General features: G+C 53.3%; 19 protein-coding genes and 2 pseudogenes. 17 read left to right on the top strand and 4 right to left on the bottom strand.

Going from position 1 to position 21,216, the window contains the following annotated elements; translation table 11 throughout:
- Positions 1 to 5 precede the first annotated feature (5 nt).
- From pduL to M2298_RS10935, 4 genes are all read left to right on the top strand, one after another.
- Positions 6 to 791 carry a phosphate propanoyltransferase gene (gene pduL / locus M2298_RS10950; protein ID WP_242774628.1) on the top strand — a complete coding sequence of 262 codons (786 nt, stop codon included), beginning with the start codon at positions 6 to 8 and terminating at the stop codon, positions 789 to 791.
- Between the two features lie 4 nt (positions 792 to 795).
- Positions 796 to 1,605 (top strand): hypothetical protein, encoded by an 810-nt coding sequence (locus tag M2298_RS10945; protein ID WP_280648509.1) that lies wholly within the window; start codon positions 796 to 798, stop codon positions 1,603 to 1,605.
- A 12-nt stretch (positions 1,606 to 1,617) separates the two neighbouring features.
- On the top strand, positions 1,618 to 1,893 hold the full coding sequence (locus M2298_RS10940) for a EutN/CcmL family microcompartment protein (protein WP_122964706.1): 276 nt from the start codon (positions 1,618 to 1,620) through the stop codon (positions 1,891 to 1,893).
- Positions 1,894 to 1,963: 70 nt separating this feature from the next.
- Entirely contained in the window at positions 1,964 to 2,830 is an 867-nt protein-coding gene (locus M2298_RS10935; RefSeq protein ID WP_122964707.1) for a DMT family transporter, read from the top strand.
- Between the two features lie 65 nt (positions 2,831 to 2,895).
- Here the strand turns inward: M2298_RS10935 and M2298_RS10930 are convergent, their stop codons facing one another.
- Entirely contained in the window at positions 2,896 to 4,092 is a 1,197-nt protein-coding gene (locus tag M2298_RS10930; protein WP_122964708.1) for a saccharopine dehydrogenase family protein, read from the bottom strand.
- Between the two features lie 381 nt (positions 4,093 to 4,473).
- On the opposite strand from M2298_RS10930, the gene M2298_RS10925 reads away from it, so the two are divergent.
- The 3 genes from M2298_RS10925 (at position 4,474) to M2298_RS10915 (ending at position 7,216) form a co-directional block, all read left to right on the top strand.
- Positions 4,474 to 4,995, top strand: coding sequence for an MgtC/SapB family protein (locus M2298_RS10925; protein WP_063230021.1), 522 nt, complete (start codon positions 4,474 to 4,476; stop codon positions 4,993 to 4,995).
- 129 nt (positions 4,996 to 5,124) lie between these two features.
- Positions 5,125 to 6,237, top strand: a complete 1,113-nt coding sequence (locus M2298_RS10920; RefSeq protein WP_173597605.1) for an aminopeptidase — start codon at positions 5,125 to 5,127, stop codon at positions 6,235 to 6,237.
- Between the two features lie 94 nt (positions 6,238 to 6,331).
- Complete coding sequence (locus M2298_RS10915) at positions 6,332 to 7,216, top strand: NAD(P)-dependent oxidoreductase (RefSeq protein WP_173597606.1); 885 nt, start codon at positions 6,332 to 6,334, stop codon at positions 7,214 to 7,216.
- Positions 7,217 to 7,282: 66 nt separating this feature from the next.
- Here the strand turns inward: M2298_RS10915 and M2298_RS10910 are convergent, their stop codons facing one another.
- Positions 7,283 to 8,344: an AI-2E family transporter gene (locus M2298_RS10910; RefSeq protein WP_063230024.1), complete on the bottom strand. Its 1,062-nt coding sequence runs from the start codon at positions 8,342 to 8,344 to the stop codon at positions 7,283 to 7,285.
- Positions 8,345 to 8,470: 126 nt separating this feature from the next.
- On the opposite strand from M2298_RS10910, the gene M2298_RS10905 reads away from it, so the two are divergent.
- Genes M2298_RS10905 through M2298_RS10895 form a run of 3 tightly spaced genes read left to right on the top strand, consistent with a single transcriptional unit; the run spans position 8,471 to position 13,903 of the window.
- The gene (locus M2298_RS10905) at positions 8,471 to 9,151 is read left to right on the top strand and encodes a response regulator transcription factor (RefSeq protein WP_173597607.1); all 681 of its coding nucleotides are present in this window, start codon (positions 8,471 to 8,473) and stop codon (positions 9,149 to 9,151) included.
- Positions 9,148 to 10,932, top strand: coding sequence for a sensor histidine kinase (locus M2298_RS10900; RefSeq protein ID WP_173597608.1), 1,785 nt, complete (start codon positions 9,148 to 9,150; stop codon positions 10,930 to 10,932). The genes M2298_RS10905 and M2298_RS10900 overlap by 4 nt, the downstream gene beginning before the upstream one ends.
- A gap of 52 nt (positions 10,933 to 10,984) precedes the next feature.
- A complete protein-coding gene (locus tag M2298_RS10895) occupies positions 10,985 to 13,903 on the top strand; it encodes a WG repeat-containing protein (RefSeq protein ID WP_280648508.1) in 2,919 nt (972 codons plus the stop codon).
- A 78-nt stretch (positions 13,904 to 13,981) separates the two neighbouring features.
- Here the strand turns inward: M2298_RS10895 and M2298_RS10890 are convergent, their stop codons facing one another.
- Positions 13,982 to 14,158, bottom strand: a complete 177-nt coding sequence (locus tag M2298_RS10890; protein ID WP_167470308.1) for a hypothetical protein — start codon at positions 14,156 to 14,158, stop codon at positions 13,982 to 13,984.
- A gap of 87 nt (positions 14,159 to 14,245) precedes the next feature.
- On the opposite strand from M2298_RS10890, the gene M2298_RS10885 reads away from it, so the two are divergent.
- The gene (locus M2298_RS10885) at positions 14,246 to 14,731 is read left to right on the top strand and encodes a GNAT family N-acetyltransferase (protein ID WP_122964714.1); all 486 of its coding nucleotides are present in this window, start codon (positions 14,246 to 14,248) and stop codon (positions 14,729 to 14,731) included.
- 85 nt (positions 14,732 to 14,816) lie between these two features.
- Complete coding sequence (locus M2298_RS10880; RefSeq protein ID WP_280648507.1) at positions 14,817 to 16,436, top strand: peptide ABC transporter substrate-binding protein; 1,620 nt, start codon at positions 14,817 to 14,819, stop codon at positions 16,434 to 16,436.
- Between the two features lie 78 nt (positions 16,437 to 16,514).
- Here M2298_RS10880 and M2298_RS10875 read toward each other — a convergent pair whose 3' ends face one another.
- Positions 16,515 to 17,033, bottom strand: coding sequence for an acyl-CoA thioesterase (locus tag M2298_RS10875; protein ID WP_122964716.1), 519 nt, complete (start codon positions 17,031 to 17,033; stop codon positions 16,515 to 16,517).
- A 180-nt stretch (positions 17,034 to 17,213) separates the two neighbouring features.
- Here M2298_RS10875 and M2298_RS10870 point away from each other — a divergent pair, with 180 nt between their 5' ends.
- The 5 genes and pseudogenes from M2298_RS10870 to M2298_RS10850 form a co-directional block, all read left to right on the top strand.
- On the top strand, positions 17,214 to 17,423 hold the full coding sequence (locus M2298_RS10870) for a hypothetical protein (RefSeq protein WP_122964717.1): 210 nt from the start codon (positions 17,214 to 17,216) through the stop codon (positions 17,421 to 17,423).
- A 118-nt stretch (positions 17,424 to 17,541) separates the two neighbouring features.
- Positions 17,542 to 17,670, top strand: coding sequence for a hypothetical protein (locus M2298_RS10865; protein ID WP_255679161.1), 129 nt, complete (start codon positions 17,542 to 17,544; stop codon positions 17,668 to 17,670).
- Between the two features lie 119 nt (positions 17,671 to 17,789).
- Positions 17,790 to 18,341 (top strand): annotated as a pseudogene (locus M2298_RS10860) (GNAT family N-acetyltransferase); the annotation flags it as partial.
- 189 nt (positions 18,342 to 18,530) lie between these two features.
- Positions 18,531 to 20,276, top strand: coding sequence for a stage II sporulation protein P (spoIIP, locus tag M2298_RS10855; RefSeq protein ID WP_122964719.1), 1,746 nt, complete (start codon positions 18,531 to 18,533; stop codon positions 20,274 to 20,276).
- Positions 20,277 to 20,604: 328 nt separating this feature from the next.
- Positions 20,605 to 21,216 (top strand): annotated as a pseudogene (locus M2298_RS10850) (pentapeptide repeat-containing protein); the annotation flags it as partial.

The raw sequence follows: 21,216 nt of genomic DNA, 5'->3' as shown, positions 1-21,216 counted from the left end.
AACGGATGGCCTTGATCACGGAAACGACGCTGAGGGCCATGCTGAGAACGGGAATCCCCAATCCGTTTTCCGTTCACGTCAACGATAAATTCACCCCGGCTGCATCCGACTTTTTGAAGGGGAGAGGAATCCGCGTGGAGGTCTTGAAGGCGCAGGAGATTCATTCGCAACGGGCGAGCGAGGGCGAGCAGAAGTCAATCCCCGTCGGTGTATCGAACCGCCACATTCATCTGTCGATGGAAGATGTAGAAAAATTGTTCGGCAAAGGCTATCAACTGGCGCCGCTGCGCCCTCTTTCCCAGCCGGGACAGTTTGCCGCTGTGGAAACGCTCACGCTGCTCGGGCCGAAGGGATTGATGAAAGGCGTGCGCATCCTCGGCCCTGCTCGGGGAGTGAGCCAGGTGGAAATCTCCCGCACGGACGGCTTCCAGCTCGGGCTGCATCCGCCTGTGCGGTTGTCGGGGATGCTGGAGGAGACGCCGGGCATTACGCTGATCGGCCCTGCTGGCTGCGTCGTTCTGGAAAAGGGGGTCATCGTAGCGAAGAGCCATGTGCACATGTCGCCAGAGGATGGCAGGCGTTTTCAGGTGAGCGACCAAGATACGCTGATGCTGCAAACAACGGGCGAACGCCCTGTCATTTTTCCGGAAGTGACAGTCAGGATCAACCCGAGGTACGCCCTCGATTTTCATCTCGATCTGGATGAAGCCAACGCGGCCAGCTTGAAGACGAATGATCAGGTGCTCGTCATCGGAAAAAACGGAAAGCTTGATGGAACGGCAGGGAGGTGAGGACATGGACGTGCGGCAAATGATCGAGTCCATTACTCGCGAGCTTTTGCAATCGATGATTCAGTCCCCCAGGCAGGAGAACAAGCCCAAATGGTTGTATATCTTCTGTGACAGTCGCGCACATGAGTCGTTTGACGACCAGTTCATCGCACTGCAAAATAACGGAGTTTGTCACGACATTCTGTTTTTGGACGGGGAAACGTCGTCCTGGCTCGGCATGCATCGCATCGAATGCGGCGGAGCGGGCAAAATCATCACGGCAGACGAGTACGCACCGCTTCCGCTGGAGGTGCCGAAGGAGTACGACGGCGTCATCATTCCGGAAATCGACCTCGACAACGCGGCGAGAGTGGCGGCAGGGTTGAAGGGAACGATCAAGGCAGAGATCGTCTTTTCCGCACTGGTCCTCGGCAAGCCTGTCTTGATCGGGGAAGATGTGCCGGGACTCAAGCGCTCGGATCGGCGCTGCCTGAAGACGCTGACGTTGCCACTAGCGTACCAGAAGCTGTTTTTGCGGCACATCGGCGCCATGAAGGAGCTTGGTGTCGAGTTTTACCCGCAAAAGTCGCTTGCAGAAGCGGCGATTCGCAAAAGCAGGGCAAAAGCTCAGACGCAAGCGCAAACAGGTGAACAGTCAGGTGCAGGTGCTGATGCACAGACGATTGTTTCTGCCAAGCTGTTGACCGCGGAATGGGTTCGGGCACAAGCCGATTTTCCCGACCAGCAGCTTGTGGTGCGCGAAGGAACGATCGTTTCTCCTCTGGCGACGGATTTGCTCAAAGAAAAAGGAATTGTCGTGCACTACGTTCGATAAAGGGGGAGCCTCATGTTTTTGGGAAAAGTGATCGGCAGCGTCTGGTCCACACAAAAAGAAGCGGGCATGGAAAATTTGAAATTGCTGATCGTCCAGCCCATTGACTGGAAAGACAGGGAAGGTGGACAAACGGTGATTGCCGCAGACCGCATCGGTGCGGGAATCGGCGAAAAGGTCATCGTTTCCGGCGGTACGCCTGCGCGGATCGTTTTTCAGAACAGACAGGTTCCGATTGATGCTGTCATCGTAGGAATTGTCGATTCTTATGAAGTAACGCGAGAACAATAAGCAACAAAACGGGTGTAGTCTGCGGATAGACTGCACCTTTTGCCATTTAGAAAAGAGAGCTGGGAAAAACATGTCGACCACGATCTTGCTGATTTTGCTGTTTGCGGCTGTCTGTCATGCGGTCTGGAATGCCCTCTCCAAAAAAATCGAGGAGCGGGACGCCTTTTTTACGCTGATTTTGGGAGCTTCCGTCATCCTGTACTTTCCTTTGGCCCTTTACTTGTGGCAGACGTCGTCTTTTCCGCCGGGGGCGATCAAGTGGCTGTTGCTCAGCACGTGCTCGGAAGTGCTGTACTTCGTCGCTCTGGGCAAGGCATACGAGAAAAATCATTTGAGCTATGCTTACCCGATCTTGCGGGGAACGGCTCCCATCGTGACAACGCTCATCAGTATCGTAGTGATCGGAACGACGATCGCCTGGACGGGGTATTTGGGCATTCTCGTCATTGTCGCAGGCGTTGTGTTCATGAATCAGCGGACGTTTTCGCTGCGCGAGCTGGGGAGCATCGTCAAAGACTGGGGCAATATGAAGTGGGTGTTTCTGGCCGGAAGCTTTTCGGCTTGCAGTAGTGTAGTAGACGGCATGGGCGCAGCGATGATGTCCGGGCTTTTGTTCAAATACGTCGTGTTTTTCGGGATGTTTGCAGGGAAGTGGCTGATTGATCGCAGGGCGGCGAGGAAAGTGTCGTATCTCGCCTTGTTGAAAAAGTATCCGTGGCATACGCTGGCCGGGGGAATTTTTGTGTTTATTTCCAACTCGCTCGCTGTTTACGCCATGCAAACAACGCCTGTCACCTATGTGGCATCCGTGCGTGAAATCAGCATCGTCTTCGCCACCTTGATCGGCATCGTCTGGCTCAAAGAGCAGGTCAGCCTGGTCAAATGGATCTCGATTGGACTGATCCTCGCGGGTGTGGTCATTATTAAGCTAAGCTGAAAAAGAGGGGCCTCCGCATAAAAACGGAAGGCCCCTCTTCTCGTTGCAAGCATGGATGCAAAAGCCTAGCGGGAAGCTTGTACAGACTCGCTCGTTTGCGCATCCAGCTGAGTGATTTCCTCGTGAATATAGATGCCGCGCTTTTCCAGTTCGGCGAACACTTCAGCCGGGTCAAACGCGTCCTCCGGGATGAGCACGCCTGTCTTTTTCACCATGCCTTTGGCGATCATCTCGGTTGCGATGGCCATCGGGATGCCTACGTTTCGCGTGTAGGCACGCAGTTTTTCCCAGCCTTCTACGGAGCCGTCGGAAGCGGGATGCGTGTGGTAAAGAACGTGTTGCACGCGCTGCCCGTCTTTTTCCCCGATGACTTCCACATGCAGCGAATAGCCGTACAGCTCGGTTTCCTGCCCTTCTGTCGAATGAAACAAATACTCGCTGATGCAATCGAGAATCCCGATTTCTTTGCCGTTGACGTTGATCTTGTCGTTGCGCATGAAGCCCCAGTCGTAGAGGGCGCGAACGAGCTGCATATTTTTCGCGGGCCACGTGCCGCGCACTTCGATGAGCTGTACGTGCTTGTCGGCGAGCGCAGTTGCCAATGTTTTTGTCTCCGCGTGCGGGATGATGTACTGAACGGTTTGGCCATATGGCTCAGGCAACTGGATTTCACGAGGGCGGGCAAACGGAGGCACCTGGATGAACTCGCCGTTTTCAAAGACGACACGGCCAGGCAGGAGCGGATCGTATTCGTACGTAGTCGTCTCGGTGATCGAACGGGAAAAAGCGATCGGGCGAAAAGCGCCGTGGCTGACGCGGACGGACTCCACGCGATCCAGCTGATTCGCGGCATGCATCGCCATCATTTGCGTGACGCCGGGGGTCATTCCGAAGCCAGGCACGCATGTTTTGCCGTTTTGCTTGAAAATGTGGTCGGAGGCTTCTTCAGCGCCAAAGCCGTTCAGATTGACGCCGTGGCAGCCGGCTTCCGCGATGCAGGCAGTGGAAAGCCCGTTCAAAGTAATCGTGGTGCCGTCCATGACGATGTCGTATCCACGCATCTTGTTGACCGTATCCTCGTGATCGTGCACGTTGATCTGGATGAAGTCGACGCGAGGGTCTTGCAAAGATTCCACGATTTTGCGGCCTTCTGCTTCATTGAAGTCGGCTACCGTAATTTTCTCGAAGCTGGAATACTGCACCAAATCGAGAATCGACTCCCGGCAAATCCGGCCCGCGCCGCCAAGACAAAGAACTTTCATGATGAAGCCTCCTTTTGACCTTTTGAATTGTCTAAAAATTCAGCACTTCTATTACTGAATATATCACAAGCCTTGTGCTTTGTCTTGTGTTTTGTTGTAAATTAATTGTGTTTTTAGTTTGAATTACTTATTAAAAAAACATCAACACAACTAAAAGCACAATTTGGTTGGATAGGAAAATAAAAAACAAATTAAAACAACAAAAATCAATATGAAGTGTTATAATAAAATAAAAATTAAGAATATTTCATTTAATAAAAACGCGGCCAAACGCAAGCAGTTCCATCGGCCATCTGGGGGGATTGGGGAAAGCAAAAAGAAAGGGTCTAAATCGCGTGTCGGCACATATCATGTCTCTATCGCTAAAAGAAGGTGGATGGGATGGAAACTCTGAATGTGTTTTACGAGCAGCATGTGATCATGAACCTGGAAATGTACTTGCGGGTAATCGTGAGCGCTGTGCTGGGGATGTTCATCGGTTGGGATCGCTCACACAAAAACAAGCCTGCCGGGCTGAAGACGTACATGTACGTCTCTGTCGCCTGCACGCTGATCACGCTGGTTTCGATTTACAGCACAAAGCTCTACAGCTCGCCGAACAGCGGAACGATGATGGACCCGATGCGGCTGGCAGCCCAGATCGTGACGGGACTTGGCTTTCTGGGAGCGGGCGTCATTTTGAAAGACGGCTTGCAGGTCAAAGGCTTGACCTCTGCCGCGATGATTTTTTTCGCGGGCGGAATCGGCATCGGAATCGGAGCGGGCTTTTACGGGATTGTCATTTTCTCCGTTATGGTGGCCTTCGCGCTGGCCCGAGTCAGCCAGCGATTCGAAGAGGTCACACACAAACGCTCGGAAAACAGTGAAAAAACAAGCGCGATGAAGCAGCAAGGCGTGGGATAGAACGGGAAGCGGTGCGGGCGATGCCTGCATCGCTTTTTTCTTTTTGCGAATGCGTCTTCCCGCTGATATTCCTCTGACAAACATCCGTTACGCTGTAAAAAACAAAACGATTTGAAGGAGTGTTACACGATGAGAGATGAGCGAATCGGCAAAATCGCAGACAACCTGATTTCGTACAGTCTGGACGTTCAGGCAGGCGAGCATATCATGATCCGGGTAGTAGACGAGGGCGAGCCGCTGGCGGCGGAACTGGTCAAGCGTCTGTATGCAAAAGGGGCTTATCCGCACCTGCGCTTCGTCAGACCCAAGCTGGAGCGGGAGTGGCTGCTGGGTCTGACCAAAGAGCACGTAGCACAGGTAATGGCGTGGGAAAACGATCTGTGGAAGGGAATGCACGGGTACATCGGCATTCATGGCGAGACGAATGACAGTGAGCTGAAAGGCGTGCCTGAAGAAAAGCAGCGTTTGTTTGCCGAAGCGTTTCAGGATATTGCCCACTACATCGACAATCAAACAAAAGGCATTCGCATCAATTTCCCGACGTCTGCTCTCGCCCAGAAGGCGAACATGAGCACGGACGCTTTCGAAGACTTTTACTTCGACGTCTGCTCTTTTGATTACCGGAAAATGGCGCAGGCGAGCCAGCCATTGTATGAGTTGATGGACAAGACCGATCGCGTGCGGATTTTGGGGCCGGGAACCGACATTTCTTTTTCGATCAAAGGAATTGGCACGCAACTGGCGGTCGGCAAGCGGAACATGCCGGATGGGGAAGTGTACACATCGCCTGTGCGGAGTTCGGCGCACGGGACGATCAGCTACAATACCCCGAGCCATTACAAAGGAACGACTTTTGACAACGTCACCTTTACCGTGCGCGAAGGCAAAATTGTCGAGGCAACGGCCAACCATGCGCAAAAGCTGAATGAAATTTTGGATACGGACGTGGGGGCGCGTTACTTCGGCGAATTTGCGATTGCGTTTCATCCGCACATTTTGCATCCGATGGGAGACACGCTGTTCGATGAAAAAATTGCCGGCAGCTTCCACCTGACCCCGGGGCGGGCGTACGATTCAGCCGACAACGGCAATCGCAGCACGATTCACTGGGATTTGATCTCCATCCAAAGACCGGATTACGGCGGGGGCGAAATTTGGTTTGACGATGTATTGATTCGCAAAGACGGGAAGTTCGTGCATGAAGCTTTGCTTGGATTGAATCCGGAGCAGTTGATGCGGTAAGAAGGAGCCGCTCCTTGATTTGACAGCAGGAATATTCCGCCTCTTTCAAGAAGTATAGGCGGTGATAGCATAGAGAGAACGAGGAGCTGGTAGCGTGACTTTACGTGCAGAAGAAACCGTCGTCGGTTTTGTGGGAACGGGCGTCATGGGCAAAAGCATGGCGAAGCACTTTTTGCAGGCAGGGTATAGCGTGCTGATTTACACGCGCACGAAGGCAAAAGCACAGGAGCTGCTGGATGCGGGAGCCGTCTGGAAGGAACAGGTAAGCGAGCTTGCCGCACAGGCTGATGTCATCATTACGATGGTCGGATACCCGTCTGATGTGGAAGAGGTGTACCTCGGCGTCGATGGGATCATTGCTCATGCGAAGCCGGGTACTTATTTGGTAGATATGACGACATCGAAGCCGTCCCTCGCGCAAAAAATTTACGAGGAAGCGAAACAGCATTCGCTCCATTCGCTGGATGCCCCTGTATCCGGCGGCGACGTAGGAGCGCGGGAGGCGCGTCTGACGATCATGGTCGGCGGCGATCAGGAAGCGTTTGAAGCGGTCGAGCCGCTGCTTGCGATCATGGGCAAAAACGTGGTTCTCCAAGGGGGACCAGGTGCGGGGCAGCATACGAAAATGTGCAATCAAATTTGCATTGCAACGAATATGATCGGCGTGTGCGAAGCGATTGCCTATGCGAAAAAAGCGGGACTGGACCCTGCGCGCGTGCTGACCAGCATCGAAGCGGGAGCGGCCGGAAGCTGGTCGCTGTCCAATCTGGCTCCGCGGATGATAGCCGAAAATTTCGCGCCAGGCTTTTACATCAAGCACTTTATCAAAGACATGGGGATTGCTTTGGAAGCGGCCGAGGAAATGGGGCTGTTGACTCCCGGGCTTGCCTTGTCGAAATCGCTCTACGAAGAGCTGGCGGAAAAAGGCGAAGCGGACAGCGGGACACAGGCTTTGATCAAATGGTTTGATCGCCAATAAGGAAGTGAGCCGCTTGGCCGAGCGCCAGACGCAAGAAAAGGAGCCCGCTTGAGACGGGCTCCTTTGTTATTTTGCATTGACCCGAACGTCCAAAGCTTCGCTGGGTACAGGTTTGTTTTTAGGTTGTGGCGTTCCCATCTTTTTCACTTCCAAAATGTCGAGCAGGAACACGAACGACGGAATGCCGACGATCAATCCCCACACCCCGAAGAAATGCTCGGAGAAGATCAGGACGACGAACGTGTAGAAGATCGGCAGATGGGTCTTCGACGCCATCAGGCGCGGATTCAGGACGTACGCTTCCATCGCGTGAATCAGCATGATAAACAAAAGCAAGTATATGACGGTAGGTAGCCCACCGATGCTAAAAGCGATCACGCTGAGCGGAATCAAGGAGATGATCACGCCGGCAACCGGGATCAGCCCAAGCACGAACACCATCAGCGACAGTCCGAACAAGTTGGGGAAGCCGAGAATCCACAAGCCGATCAACGTAAACACGGTGTTGAACAAGGCGATCAGCAGCTGGGTTTCGATTACTTTCCCGAAGGTCAGAATAAACTTTTGGCTGAAGTATTCAATTTCGCTATACAGCCAGGACAGCTTGCTGGTGCGGAATTGGGACGTGAACTGGACGACATTGTCTTTTCCCAGCAAGAAAAACAGACTGAGCAAAAGGGCCAAAAACAGATTGAAGCCCATATTTTTCACGACGGTCAAAAAGTCAAGACTGCTCTTGACCAGACCTTTCATGTCAAGCTTGTCTAAGGTAGACATGACATACGGGGCAAATTCGGAGTGCTGGTTCGCCCGCACGACTTGTTCGATCAGATGAATCAGTTGCCCGGTTTCGTGAATCAAGGCCGGAAAGGCGCGAATCCCGCCCCATACGAGCAAAACAGCGAGCAGCAAGTACAGGAAAATGAGAGTCAGCTTGGGACTTACAGGCACAAGCTTGTGAATGGATTTGGTGAGAAACTGATGCAATCGATCCATCAGGAATGTGACGAGAAAAGTTAGCAAAACAACGTTGATCATGCTTCCGAGCGAATAAAGCAGGAGGCAAAACAACGCCAATATACCGAAACGTCTGAAATCCTTATTTTGCAAGAAGGTGGGCAAATTCATGGGAACATCCTTTCCAATTTCGAGACGCGCTATTTTTCTTCCATAAGCTTACCGCAACGATGTGTATTTCCTGTGTCTTTTTTTGGCGAATGCTGTAAATAACACGTACCAAGGAGGGCACTCAGCATGAAGCGTCAAGTGCTGCTTGTCGAAGATGAGAGTCGCATCCGCGAAATCGTCGCGGACTACTTCGAGCAAGAGCAATGGATTGTGCATGAAGCAGAAAACGGCAAGCAAGCCATACAAATGATGGAAAAGCTCCGGGTCGATCTGGTCATCCTCGACATCATGATGCCGGAAATGGACGGGTGGACCGTTTGCAAGGAAATCCGGGCAGACTCCGACGTGCCGATCATCATTCTCACCGCCAAATCGGAAGAGGATGACAAGATGCAAGGCTTTGAGCTTGGCGCGGACGACTATGTCACCAAGCCGTTCAGTCCGCGAGTCCTGGTAGCCAAGGCGACTTCGCTGATGAAGCGGGTCGAAGGCACCGTTCGGGGAACCGACCATTTGCTTCGCTTTGGCGAAGTCGTCATCAATCGGCATGCCCGGCGCATGAAGATCAAGGGAGAAGAGATCGACCTCGCGCCAAAAGAGTACGAGCTTTTGGTCTATCTGATCAAAAACGCCGGGATCGTGCTGTCGCGAGAAACGATTATGGATCACGTATGGGGCTTCGATTACTTCGGCGACTTGCGCGTAGTCGATACCCACATCAAGAAGCTGCGCAGCAAGCTCGGCAGCGAAGCCAGACACATACGGACTGTCATCAAGGCAGGCTACACGTTCGAGGAAGAGCGATGAAAAAATGGGGCGTGACACTCAAGCTGTTTGCCATTACCGCATCGTTTTTCCTGTTGTTTTATACGATTATTATGATCGGTCAGTTACTTTTTTTCGAGCAATTTTATCAATCCAAAAAGCTGAACGATCTGGAAAAGAAGCTCGAAGCCTTTTCCCAACAGTATGTTTCGCGGGAGTGGGACGCCGAAAGCATGGCCCGGGAGCTGTCGGCGTTCATCAGCCGCAACAAGACGCAGCTGGCGATTGTCAGCACGAACGGGCAGGTCAAGTACGACAATCCGTTTCGCATCGTCATCCGCGATCAGGCTGGAAAAAGTGTAAAAATCTCTTTGTCGCTGTTCCCGGAGGAGGAGCGGAGTGCCCTGTTGAGCGCGAATTTGCAAAAAGGCGACCGGATTGAGGCGATTGGCGTCTTCGAGGAAGGACTGCTCCAGGAGATGTTTTATCCCCGCGTGATCAGAAAAGCGGGTGCAGCCGACATCGGCAGCCTGAAAGCAAGCGACACCGCCTCGTCACTGGTCAGCGTCAGCGGTGAAATTACCGATTTGTTTTTGCCTGCGCCCAACCAGTGGAATTTGCGGCAAGGCATTTTGTTTCATGTGTTAAAAGACTTGTTCCCGCTGTCAGAGGAACGGAAACGGGCGCTGGAACACGGCAAGGTGCTGGAGGAAGAGTGGGTGGAACCGTGGAGCGGCGTGCGCAGCCTGGTCGCGATTCATCCCGTGATCCGAAACGGGCAGTTGAGCGAGCTGATCGTCGCCCTGACTTCCTTGCAGCAAATCAGCGAGGCAAACGATGCTTTGCGGCTGTTTTACATTTACATCGGAATCGGCGGCTTTGCGCTCATTCTCGTGCTTTCTTTGCTCTTTTCCAAAATCGTCACCAAGCCGCTGCTGTCTTTGAACAAAAGCGCCCTGCGCATGGCGAGGCTGGATTTTTCCGTCAAGTCGCCGCTTGCCCGCAACGATGAGTTCGGCAGCCTCGCGCGCAGTCTGAATACGATGTCGGAAAAGCTGGATGTGACCTTGCGGGAGTTGCAGCAAGCCAATGAGCAACTGCGTCAGGAGATGGATCACAAGCAGCGGATGGAGCTGATCCAGAAAGATTTTGTCTCGAATGCCTCGCATGAGCTGAAGACGCCGCTGAGCATCGTCAAAAGCTTTGCGGAAGGGCTGCGGGACGGCGTAGGGGAGAACAAGCGGGAGCGGTACATCGAAGTCATCCTCGACGAGACGGAAAAAATGGAGGAGCTTGTCCGCGATTTGCTGGAGCTGGCGAAGCTGGAGGCGAAGACGACCAAGCTGAAAAAAAGCTGGTTTTTCCTGAGCGAGCTGACGGAAGAGATCGGAGAGCGGCTCATGCACCATCTGCGCGACAAAGAGCTTCGAATCGTCACGATTTTGGCGAATGAGGAAGCGCAGTTTGCCGACCAGGAAAAAATCGAGCAAGTGCTGTTCAACATCCTGGTCAATGCCATCCGCTACGCCAATCCCGGCAGTGAAATTACCGTGCGGATCGAAGGCGAGCAGCACGCCCAGCGCGTCACGATTGAAAATGAAGGCGAGCCAATCCCCGAGGAGCAGCTTGGCTTCGTCTGGGATCGCTTTTACCGGATCGAACGCTCGCGCAACCGCAAGACAGGCGGGACGGGACTCGGTCTTGCCATCGTGCGGCACATCCTGGAACTGCACGAGGCAGCATACGGAGTGCGCAATACGAAGACAGGCGTCGCTTTTTATTTTTCATTGCCCAGTTATGGGAAAATGAAACCATTTGCCTGATAAAGCGTCTGACTTTTAGCAGAAGAAAACGACGCAGGGAGGCAAGAAACAAATGAAGCGCGTAAGGATTAGCCTGCTGACGGCTGCGATGCTTTTGACCAGCACATGGGTGGCGCCCGTGCAAGCAGCAACGTTTACTACGGTTCAGCCTTACTTGACTGATTACAAGGTTGGGTTTACTGACGGGCATGCTCTGTTGACCAAAGCCCAGTACGATGAGTTTGAGTACGCCGGGCAAACGGTGATTGTGACGAAAGCCGGGAAAAAAGGATTGCTCGACGCCCGCACGGGAAAAGAAATCACGCCTGCCAGCTGGGATCAGATAGAAATTCCCGGGCGCAACAATGTGGCGATCGTCCAAAAGGGCGGCTGGTTTCAATACATCGATCTGACGACGAAAAAGCTGTCTGCTGCCAAATTCGCGGGAGCGCACACGTACTCCTTGTCCGCGGATTACGCTGACGCGATCGTGTTTGTCGGGCAGACGTCCATGCTTTTGGACAGTACAGGCAAAGTGCTCATACCGCCGTTTGCCGGCAAGCTCTCTGTCGTTTCGCTGATTCCCCCGGAAGCGACGGGAGATCGGGAGGCAAAAGAAACGCGTTACTTGGTGGCTTCGACTGCCAAAGGGATCACGCTGTATGATGCCGCTTCGTTCAAGCCGAGATTTTCGTTGGCGAATACGCAGTTGATTCCGAATGAGGGCGGGCCGAAGACTGCTTACCTCAAGGTGAGGTCAGGCGGCATGGAAGGCTTGGTGGACGTAAACGGGAAATACGTTTTGCCAGCGAAGTACAAGGCGATCTACACGTGGAACGAGGGATATTTTCAGGTGCTCGCGCAAAAAGGCACGGGCTTGTGGAAGGACGGACGATTTTTGGCGGAACCGCTCTATCAAGAGGTCGGCTTTGAGTACAATAACCCCGATTTGTACTGGACGCTGGACAAAGGGATCGTCACCTATCATTCCATCGCCAAGGGAACAGAGCATGCGTTGAAACAGGGCGCGACCTATTTGCACGACAGCTACGTGCTGGGGCAAGACCCGAAGACAGGCATGTACGGCGTGCTCCAGGTCGGCGGGGAAGCAGTGATCCCGTTTGTCTATCCGAAAGTGGAAGGGCCGCCGGCTGCTCGACAGCTTGTGCGCAGCGATGGGAAAAAGGCGATGTTGCCCGCTTGGGGAAAGCCGATCAAAGAGCTTGACTTTTGGTTTGACTCCGCCGCGCCAATCGGCGGCAGCTACAGTATGCAACTGATCAAGGACGGAAGTAAAATCGGCCTGTATTCGGAAAATGAAGGTCTGATTTTGTCGCCTGTCGAGAACTGCCGTTTTCGTTATGAGGAAGCTACGGGGCATATCGTAGTGACCGAGCCGGACGGGAAAGTGCTGCGATTCGGCGGGATTAGCGGCAAGCCGGAGAGCGGGCAACATGTCCAGACTTTGTCTGAACAGTTGAATGGGGTATACGAAGCGGGCAAAGGAACCGTGATTGTCAACCGTACGACCAATCAGCCGATCAGCAAGCTGTATCAACAAGTTTATCTGGATGACGTGTCCAAACTGATCGTGGCAGCAGACGGACAGATGGCTGACCTGTACACTCCCGATGGCAAGCTGCTCACCACGCAGCTGAAGATTGCCTTTATGCGTGAAAGAAGCGATGCTCCGCCCGTCACTTTCATCCAGGTGGGCGATTCCTTTTACACGTGGGGAGGCAAGGAAGGCACGAGCAAGCTGGCACTGCTCACCATTGCGGATGGGGAGCTGCAGGCCGCAAGCGATTTGGTGTATCGGGAAGCAGTGTACAAAGTCGTGGGAGAGAAAAAAGTCGCCGTGATGATGCGAACGGACGGCACGCTGGACTTTTGGGGCGAAGAAGGCAACCAGTTGGTGAAAAAGGTGGCGGGCGCAAGCGAATATCAGACGGATTCTTACTTTGGCGGTCTGCTGATTGCGGAAAGCGATGGCTGGCATGTGTACTCGTCGTCGCTGCAACGATTGACGACAGGGGGCTATCAGGCATTGAAGCTGCTCGGGCTAAGCGACAAAGGAGCGAAAGCCATCGTCTATCGGGATAAAGCGACGGGCTTGTACGGATTGTTGACCCAGGACGGGAAGCAGTTGACCGCTCCTCAGTACGAGTCGATCCGGCTGTCCAGTGAAGCATTTCCCGGTTTGTGGTCTGCGTCTGAAGGACAGCCGCCTTTTGCGTTCAGCAAAAAAGACCAGTTCGGCTACCTCGATCGGGAGGGCAAAGAGTTGTTTGCCAGCAAACTTCTGACGAAAAAGCCCGCGATCAGCTATCTTCCGCTCCAACTGCCGAGCTTTGCGGCGTATAGCGAACTGATGAAGCAAAACCCGCTGGAGCTGATCGACTTCGGCAAGCCGTACAGCTGGCCAGAGGGCGGCAACAGCGAGGGCAAGTTCTACGCGAATCTGGCGTTGTATCTGGAACTTCCGCAAGGCGCGGGCAAGAGCGAAGTGCTCGCGGCGCTGACAGGCAAAGCGATCATCAAGCCGGATGAGGGCCGTTCAGACGTGAGTGACGAAGACATGTACAGCCTCGTCTACTATATGGCGACGGGAAAAAGCAGCTTGTCCATGACAGCGGAGCAGCTGACACGGTGGGCCGAACAGCGGGGAATTGTTCTGCAGCGCGGGGGAAACCAATACTATCAGACGATGGATTTGTACCGGGAGTACCACCAGATGTTTTTTTCTGAACTGCTGCGTTCCTTGGCAGGAAAAAAGGTGGCGAAGCCCAAGGTGCTGAAACAAGGGGAGCTGTCCTTTGCCCAAAAGAAAATGATCGAATCGATGCTTTTGGTCAACGGACGTCCTGCGGAGCAATTGCCGATGCCATTGCCGCAAGCAGAGTGGGAACAGGGCGTCCAACCGTTTTTGACAGCTTACCAGAAGCAGGCGGCCCAACTGCTCGCTGCCTATGAAAAGCAAGTCGGGAAGTAAACGAATATAGTCGATGGAAAGCGGCACGGGGAGTCTCTGCAATCACCCGTGCCATTTTGCTGGTCCGGTTCCATTCAGCTAAAAAATCGGCCAATACTTCAGGACGAGCAAGTAAAAGGCGGCATGCACCAAGGCTGTCACCACGAGAGAAACAACGAAAGCAACAAACGAAATCTGATCGAGCTTGTAGGCGACCAGGAAGAAAATCGAAAAGGCGAGATAGGCAACAAAAGTTCCCTCTTCCAAATAAGCCATAAGTGTGATTCCCCCTATCTTCCTCTATTGTAGCCGATTTCGCTGCCAGATGAGGAGAAGGGACGTTTTTTCAAAGGAGTGTTAGAGATGAAGGTCTTGATCGAAGCGTTAAAGCAGGAGGATGCCCGCGCGCTTTTGGCGTTCGAGAGCAAGAACAGGGAGTTTTTTGAACGGACAGTGCCCACCCGTGGCGAAGCGTACTATCAGGACGAGCATTTTCAGGAAAGCTTGCAGGCTTTGCTCGCAGAACAAGCGGAAGGGACAGCGTTCTTTTCGCTGATCAAAAGTGAGCAAGGCATTATTTTAGGCAGAATGAATTTGGTAGACATCGATCAAAAGCGAGCGAGCGCGGAGCTGGGCTATCGCGTCGGCGAAGAGGCCGCAGGCAAAGGCGTTGCTTCTTCGGCACTCGGGCTTTTGCTGGGCGAGTACGTGCAGCAGCTTGGCATCCGGGAAGTGCACGCCAAGACAACTGCGGACAATATCGCTTCGCAAAAAGTGCTGCTAAAAAACGGCTTTGTCTTTCAGCAGGCTGATGCACAAGGCTTTTTGCACTATCATTGGACGCTGTAGGTTTAAACTCAGCGGTTTGTTTCTGATTGGATGTTTTGGTATTATATGTAATGTTTGAATAATCAGGAATAAAAGGAGAAGGACAATGAAGCTACGAAGCAAAAGGGCTTTGACGGTGTTAGTAGCTACGGGAGTGGTTGCCGCAAGCGCAGCGCATGCTGGAGCGAGTGAGGCGAAGACACAGGCCGTCAGTCCAGCCGATTCCGCGAAAGTTTTGCGGCTGAATCTGTCGGATGAGCCGATGTCGATTGATCCGGCAGTGGCAGATGATCAGCATTCGCTCACTTTGGCGCGAGCCTTGTTTGACGGACTGGTTCGGATTGGTCCCGATGGGAAGTTGCAGCTTTCGCTGGCTGATAAAATGGACGTGTCTGCTGATTTGAAGACGTACACCTTCCATTTGCGCGAGGCAAAATGGAGCAACGGCGATCCTGTCACCGCCCACGATTTTGAATACGCCTGGAAGCGCGTGCTCGATCCGAACACGGAAAGCAGCTACGCCTACCAGCTCTTTCCGATCTTGAATGCGGAAAAGGCCAACAGCGGCAAGGAGAAGCTGGATGCGGTAGGGGTAAAAGCGGTAGACGCGAAAACATTGCGCGTCATTTTGGAGCAGCCTACTCCTTACTTCGCGGAGCTGACTGCTTTTCCCGTCTTTTATCCGGTCAATCAAAAAGTAGTGGCTGCCAACCCGGCCTGGGCAGAGGAAGCTTCGACACATGTCGGAAACGGCCCGTACAAGCTCGCTTCCTGGAATCGTGACGACAAGCTGACCTTGAGCAAAAACGCGGGCTATTGGGATCAGGCGGCAGTCAAGCTGGACAAGCTCGACTTTTCCATCAGCAGAGGTGAGGATCAAGCGCTGGCCAAGTTTGATGCAGGCGAGGTGGACATGGCGGGTGCCCCGTTTGGCGAGCTGCCACTGCATGCTTTGCCGATCTTGCAAGAAAAAGGACTCCTGCATACGAAGCCGCTCGCAGCCGTTTACTGGTACAAGTTCAATACAGAGCAAGCGCCTTTTACCAATGCGAAAATTCGCAAAGCGTTCGCCTACGCATTGAATCGTCAGGCGATCGTCGATACGGTGCTCAAAGGAAACCAGGAGCCAGCTTTGACGGCAGTACCTGTCAGCGACAAAAGCAAACAGCCAGCGTATTTCAAGGACAACGACCAGAAGTTGGCGAAAACGTTGCTTGCAGAAGGCATGAAAGAGCTGGGCCTGGCCAAGCTGCCGCCGATTGCGATATCGCTGAACCAATCTCCCGTTCACCAAAAGGTCGCTGTCGAGATTCAGCGTCAGTGGAAACAGACGCTAGGTGTGGAAGTCCAGCTGCAAGAGTTGGAGTGGAAAGTTTTTCTGGAAAACTTGCATAACGGCGACTACCAGATCGGGCGTTCCGGTTGGTTTGCGGACTATGCCGATCCGGCGAATTTTTTGGAGCTGTACAAGGAGAAAGACGGCGGTCTGAATGATACGAAATGGGAAAACAAAGCGTATCAGTCGCTGCTTCAGCAGGCGGCGAGCCAAGCCGATCCAGCCAAACGCCAGCAACTGCTCGCGCAGGCCGAGAAGCTCCTGATGGATGAAATGCCCGTCATCCCGATTTATTTTTACACAAACAACTGGGTGCAGGATAAAAAGGTGAAGGGCATCGTTATGGATGACCTTGGCTACCTCGATTTCAAATGGGCCTCGAAGGAATAAAAGCACGAAGGAAAACAGCAAGTCCCCTTTCCGCCGACAGGAAAAGGGGACTTTTTGCTGTGGTTCGCCATGCATTTTTTACGGCTCCCACGGACGTCTTGTGCCGAGCAAATCAGCGAGGTGCTTGCTGCGCTTGCGGCGTTGTTGGCGTGCTTCGGCTCTTTCGGCGGCTCCGTCGTGCAGAAAAATCTCCTCCTGGGTTTCCGCTACGACTTTGGGCACAGGGGTCGGGCGTCCGTCAGGGCCGATGGCGACGAAGGTGAGAAACGAGGTGGCACAGACGGTGCGTTTTCCGCTCAAAAGGTCTTCGGCAACGACTTTGACGAATACTTCCATGGACGTCTGGTGTGTCCAGGTGACGAACGCTTCGAGCGAAACTTCGTTGTCCACGCGGATCGGATGCAAAAAATCGACGGAATCGGTAGAAGCGGTCACGACTGGCCCGCGGGCGTGCTTCATCGCGGAAATGGCCGCGACGTCATCAATATGCGCCATCAGCCGTCCGCCAAACAGCGTATTGTGGTTGTTCGTATCGGGAGGCAGAACGTGGCTGGCTTTAAAAGTTCGGGACTCCCGGACAAAGCGCTCGATCGTCATGAGAAAACTTCCTTTCTTTTTGTCCCTGCAATTATGAATCATTGTAATATTCTCATATCTATTGTTCCACAAGTAGGATGGTTTTATCCATAGCAAAATGAGCATGACGAGCGCCTTTCCTGCAAACGATAGCAACTGGGCAGGAAAAACGTGGGTGATCGATACAAGGGAGCGGTTGCTATGGATAAGTACCTACATGATGTCAATGCTTTCCTCGCTGCGATCTACGAGCTTCCCGACAAGCTGGCAGGGGTGCTTGCCGTGATGCAGGCTCCGATTCGCGGCTTGACGAACACGCTAATCGTGACCAATGTCCTCTTGGGGTGTCTGGTCGTTACTTCGCTTGCGAATGTCTACATGCTGTGGAGGCAGGCAAAAAAGAACAAGTAGCGGACAACAAGCTTGCCAAAGGTGGCAGCGATAGCGTATACTTCTGGCAAAATCAGGATCAGTCGGATGCGCAAGTGTCGTATATTTTCCAGAAACCAGCGGAAGGGAGAGAGTCCAGATGAAAAAAAGATCGTTGCAGTCTTTGGCCAAAGGCATCGGCTACTCCACCGCTGTTTTCTTTGCTGCGGTTAACTGCGGGAGAAGTCTGTCCAAAAACGGATATACGAACGGGGAGCCTGTGAGTTAATCGCGCTTTTGCAGCTGGCAGCGGAGCAAATGCCACACCACAGGGGATGAACCTGTGGTGTTTTTTTATGCAAAAAAATAGCTGGGGCAAACCAGCCCTACAAGGGAGAGAAGAGCACGATGCACATGCATGGAGGCAACATTTACGTCCGCCTGGTCAAAGAGTCGGACGCGCAAGCGCTTTTGGAGCTTGAGGTGCGAAACCGCGAATTTTTTCAACTTTTTACCGGAAAGCGGGACGAACACTTTTATACGTTGCAAGGACAGCTCGAACGCATTCGCCAGTACATGACCTTATGCGCGGAGGATCGCGGGTACGTTTTCCTCGTGTGTTTGCCGCAGACGGATCAGGTGATCGGGGAAGTGATGCTTTCCGAGGTGGTGCGCTACAATCTGCAAAGCGGCTGGATCGGCTATTTCCTCGATCAGGAGCACAACGGAAAAGGCTTTATGACGGAGGCGGTCAAGCTCGTTGTCCGTTATGCGTTTGAGACATTGGACTTGCATCGGCTGGAAGCAGGGGTGATGCCGCACAATCTGGGTTCGATCAAGGTGTTGCTCAAATCGGGCTTTCACAAGGAAGGGCTCGCCCGCAAAAACGTGAAAATCAACGGGCGCTGGGAGGATCACCAGACGCTTGCGATCGTCAGGGAGGAGCCGGAAGAGTCGATCGAGCCATAAGTGCTGGTCCATTCGTCTGGGGAGCGGACGAATCGCTGCGTCATTTTGTCAGCAATCGCGGAAAGCGTGCCGAAAAGATGTCGGAAGATGAAGGAAAATGCAGGCGAATCACGAATTTTACTATCAGGCTAGATTTACCAATCTCGCTAACGATCTCTACACAAAAGGAGAACAAGAATCTTGCTTGCACGCGTAAAAAACAGTGTTATTGCTGCCTGCTGCCTGATTTTCCTGCTGCCGGCTTCCCTCGCGGAAGCAGCCACACATGTCGAGGTAACGGTTGATCAGTTGAATATTCGCGATACCCCGGGAACGACGACCCAGATCGTCGGCACGATATCCAAAGCAACACGTCTGCCCATCGTGCAGGGAACAAAAGACTGGACGCAAGTGAAGCTCACCAACGGCAAGACTGGCTGGGTCAACAACAAGTATGTGAAAATGCTTGAAATTCCCCAAATCAAATACGTAAAAAGCAATGTGGACATGCTGAATGTGCGTACAGAGCCAAACGCCACCTCGCAAATTGTGCAAATCATTGACAAGAACGGAGTTTTCCTGCAAATGAAAAAGCAGGGCGAGTGGGCGCAACTCAAGCTGTCCGACCAAGCGAGCGGTTGGGTGAACGCACGCTTTTTGGTAGAAACGACGGCGCCAGCACCGAAACCAGCGCCAACTCCTGTTCCGACACCGACGCCAGTGCCAACCCCGACGCCTGTCCCGGTTCCCGTTCCGCAGCCGACCCCCGTGCCGACCGTACCAGAAACACCGGGCGGATTGGGAGCAGGGCCGCTCGTTCTGAACGAGAGCTACGAGGTGTACGCAGCTCCTGATATTTTGGGAACGGTGATTGGACAAGTCAATGGCGGCACCACGATTACGCAATACGGTTATGCGGACGGGTGGTACACGATCGACTACTACGGCACCTACGCCTATATTTTCAAACCAGTCGTGCAAGGTGGAACGGGTCAGACGACACAGCCGCCAGTAGTTGCTCCGGTTCCGGCAGAAGCGACGGTTCGCGTGAAAAACGCCGACACCAACCTGCGCAGCGGCCCCGGTACAGAATACGATGTCGTGGGCAACGTTCAGCCTGGTCAAACTTTTCCAATCGTGCGAACCGTAGGGCAATGGTACGCCATTCGCCTGCCAGACAACTCGGTTGCTTACATCGCCGGCTGGATTGTCGATCTGATTCCAGCTGCGGGGACGGGAACACCGACGCCAGGCTCCACAGGACCGACAACGGGAGTAGGGTACAATCAAGGCATGATCGGCAATGAAACGGTCTACATTTACCACACGCACAACCGCGAGTCATGGAGAAATGTAGCGCGCAATACACAGGGCAGCTCTGTGGACGATCCTGAGATCAACATTACGCTGGTAGGCAAGCGACTGGGCGAAATCCTGCAAGGAAAAGGCATCCCGTCGATGGTCAACCAGGACGACTTCGCGCAAAAACTGGCGGAGCAGAAAAAGAGCTACTCGATGTCCTACACCGAATCGTACAAAGCGGTTGCGGCAGCGGCGACGACCAGCCCGAATCTCAAGTACATTTTCGACATTCACCGGGATAGCGACGAGCCGCGCAGCAAAGTCGCCATCACGATCAACGGCAAAACGTATTCGCGCATGCTGTTTGTCATCGGGTCAGCCAACCCGAGCTATCTGGAGAACAAAAAGCTGGCCGATGCCCTTCATGCACGCCTGGAAGCATACTATCCCGGCCTGTCGCGCGGCGTCATTTTAAAAAGCAAAAACGAAGGAAACGGCGTGTACAACCAGTCCGTCTCGACGGGAAGTCTGCTTCTGGAGTTTGGCGGAACGAACAATACGCTGGAAGAATGCTACAATACGGCAGAGGCTTTTGCCGATGTGCTGGTCAACTACATGCTGGAGTCGCAAGTCGCCTTCAAGTAACTTGCAAGAAACCAAATGGTCGCGCCGTTTTTCGCTTACTGCGGCAGACAGGTTGGCGGGAAGCAGGCACATCCGTTTTCGCAAAAACGCCGATACTTGTTTCCCATTTTCACAAAAAGCAAGCACGATCCTTTTGCCAGCGGCGCAAGGCGGATCGTGCTTTTTTGTGCGACAGAACAGAGACAATCAGGCAGGAAGCGACAATGGATTGACGAGATACGGTCGGCGTACTACGATGGTAATTATTTGTTAGCCCGCTTGACCTTATCGCCTCTTTTGACAGTTGAGTGCTGATACGACGAAGCGGCTATTTTTCAGGAGGATAAGTATGGATGATCAGCAGGGCAATCATGCGCCGAGCCTGGCGGGGTTGCGCGATGATTTGCGAGCGGACTGTGAAAAATGTTTCGGACTGTGCTGTGTGGCGCTGCCTTTTGCCGCTTCTTCGGATTTTGCAATCAACAAAGACGCAGGTACCCCCTGTCGCAACTTGCAGGCCGATTTTCGCTGCGGGGTTCATCAAAGCTTGCGGCAGATCGGCTTTCGCGGCTGTACAGTCTACGATTGCTTCGGCGCAGGGCAAAAGCTTTCCCAAGAGACATACGGAGGGCGTGACTGGAGACGAGCGCCTGAACTGGCAAGCCAGATGTACGGAGTTTTTCCGATCATGTGGCAGTTGCATGAGCTGCTTTGGTATTTGACGGAAGCGCTGACTTTTCATGCTGCCTGTTCCCTTCACGCGAAGCTGGACGATGTGTTGCGGGAGACGAAGCGGTTCACGGAGCTTGCTCCGGCAGAGCTTTTGCGGGTAGATGTACCTGCACATCGGGCAAAAGTAGGCGAGTTGTTGCGGGAGACGAAGCGGTTCACGGAGCTTGCTCCGGCAGAGCTTTTGCGGGTAGATGTACCTGCACATCGGGCAAAAGTAGGCGAGTTGTTG

The organism is Brevibacillus sp. 1238 (assembly GCF_029892995.1).
Lineage (GTDB): Bacteria > Bacillota > Bacilli > Brevibacillales > Brevibacillaceae > Brevibacillus > Brevibacillus parabrevis.
Note: the sequence above shows the minus strand (reverse complement) of the source record. Positions and strands in the feature narration are given on the sequence as shown.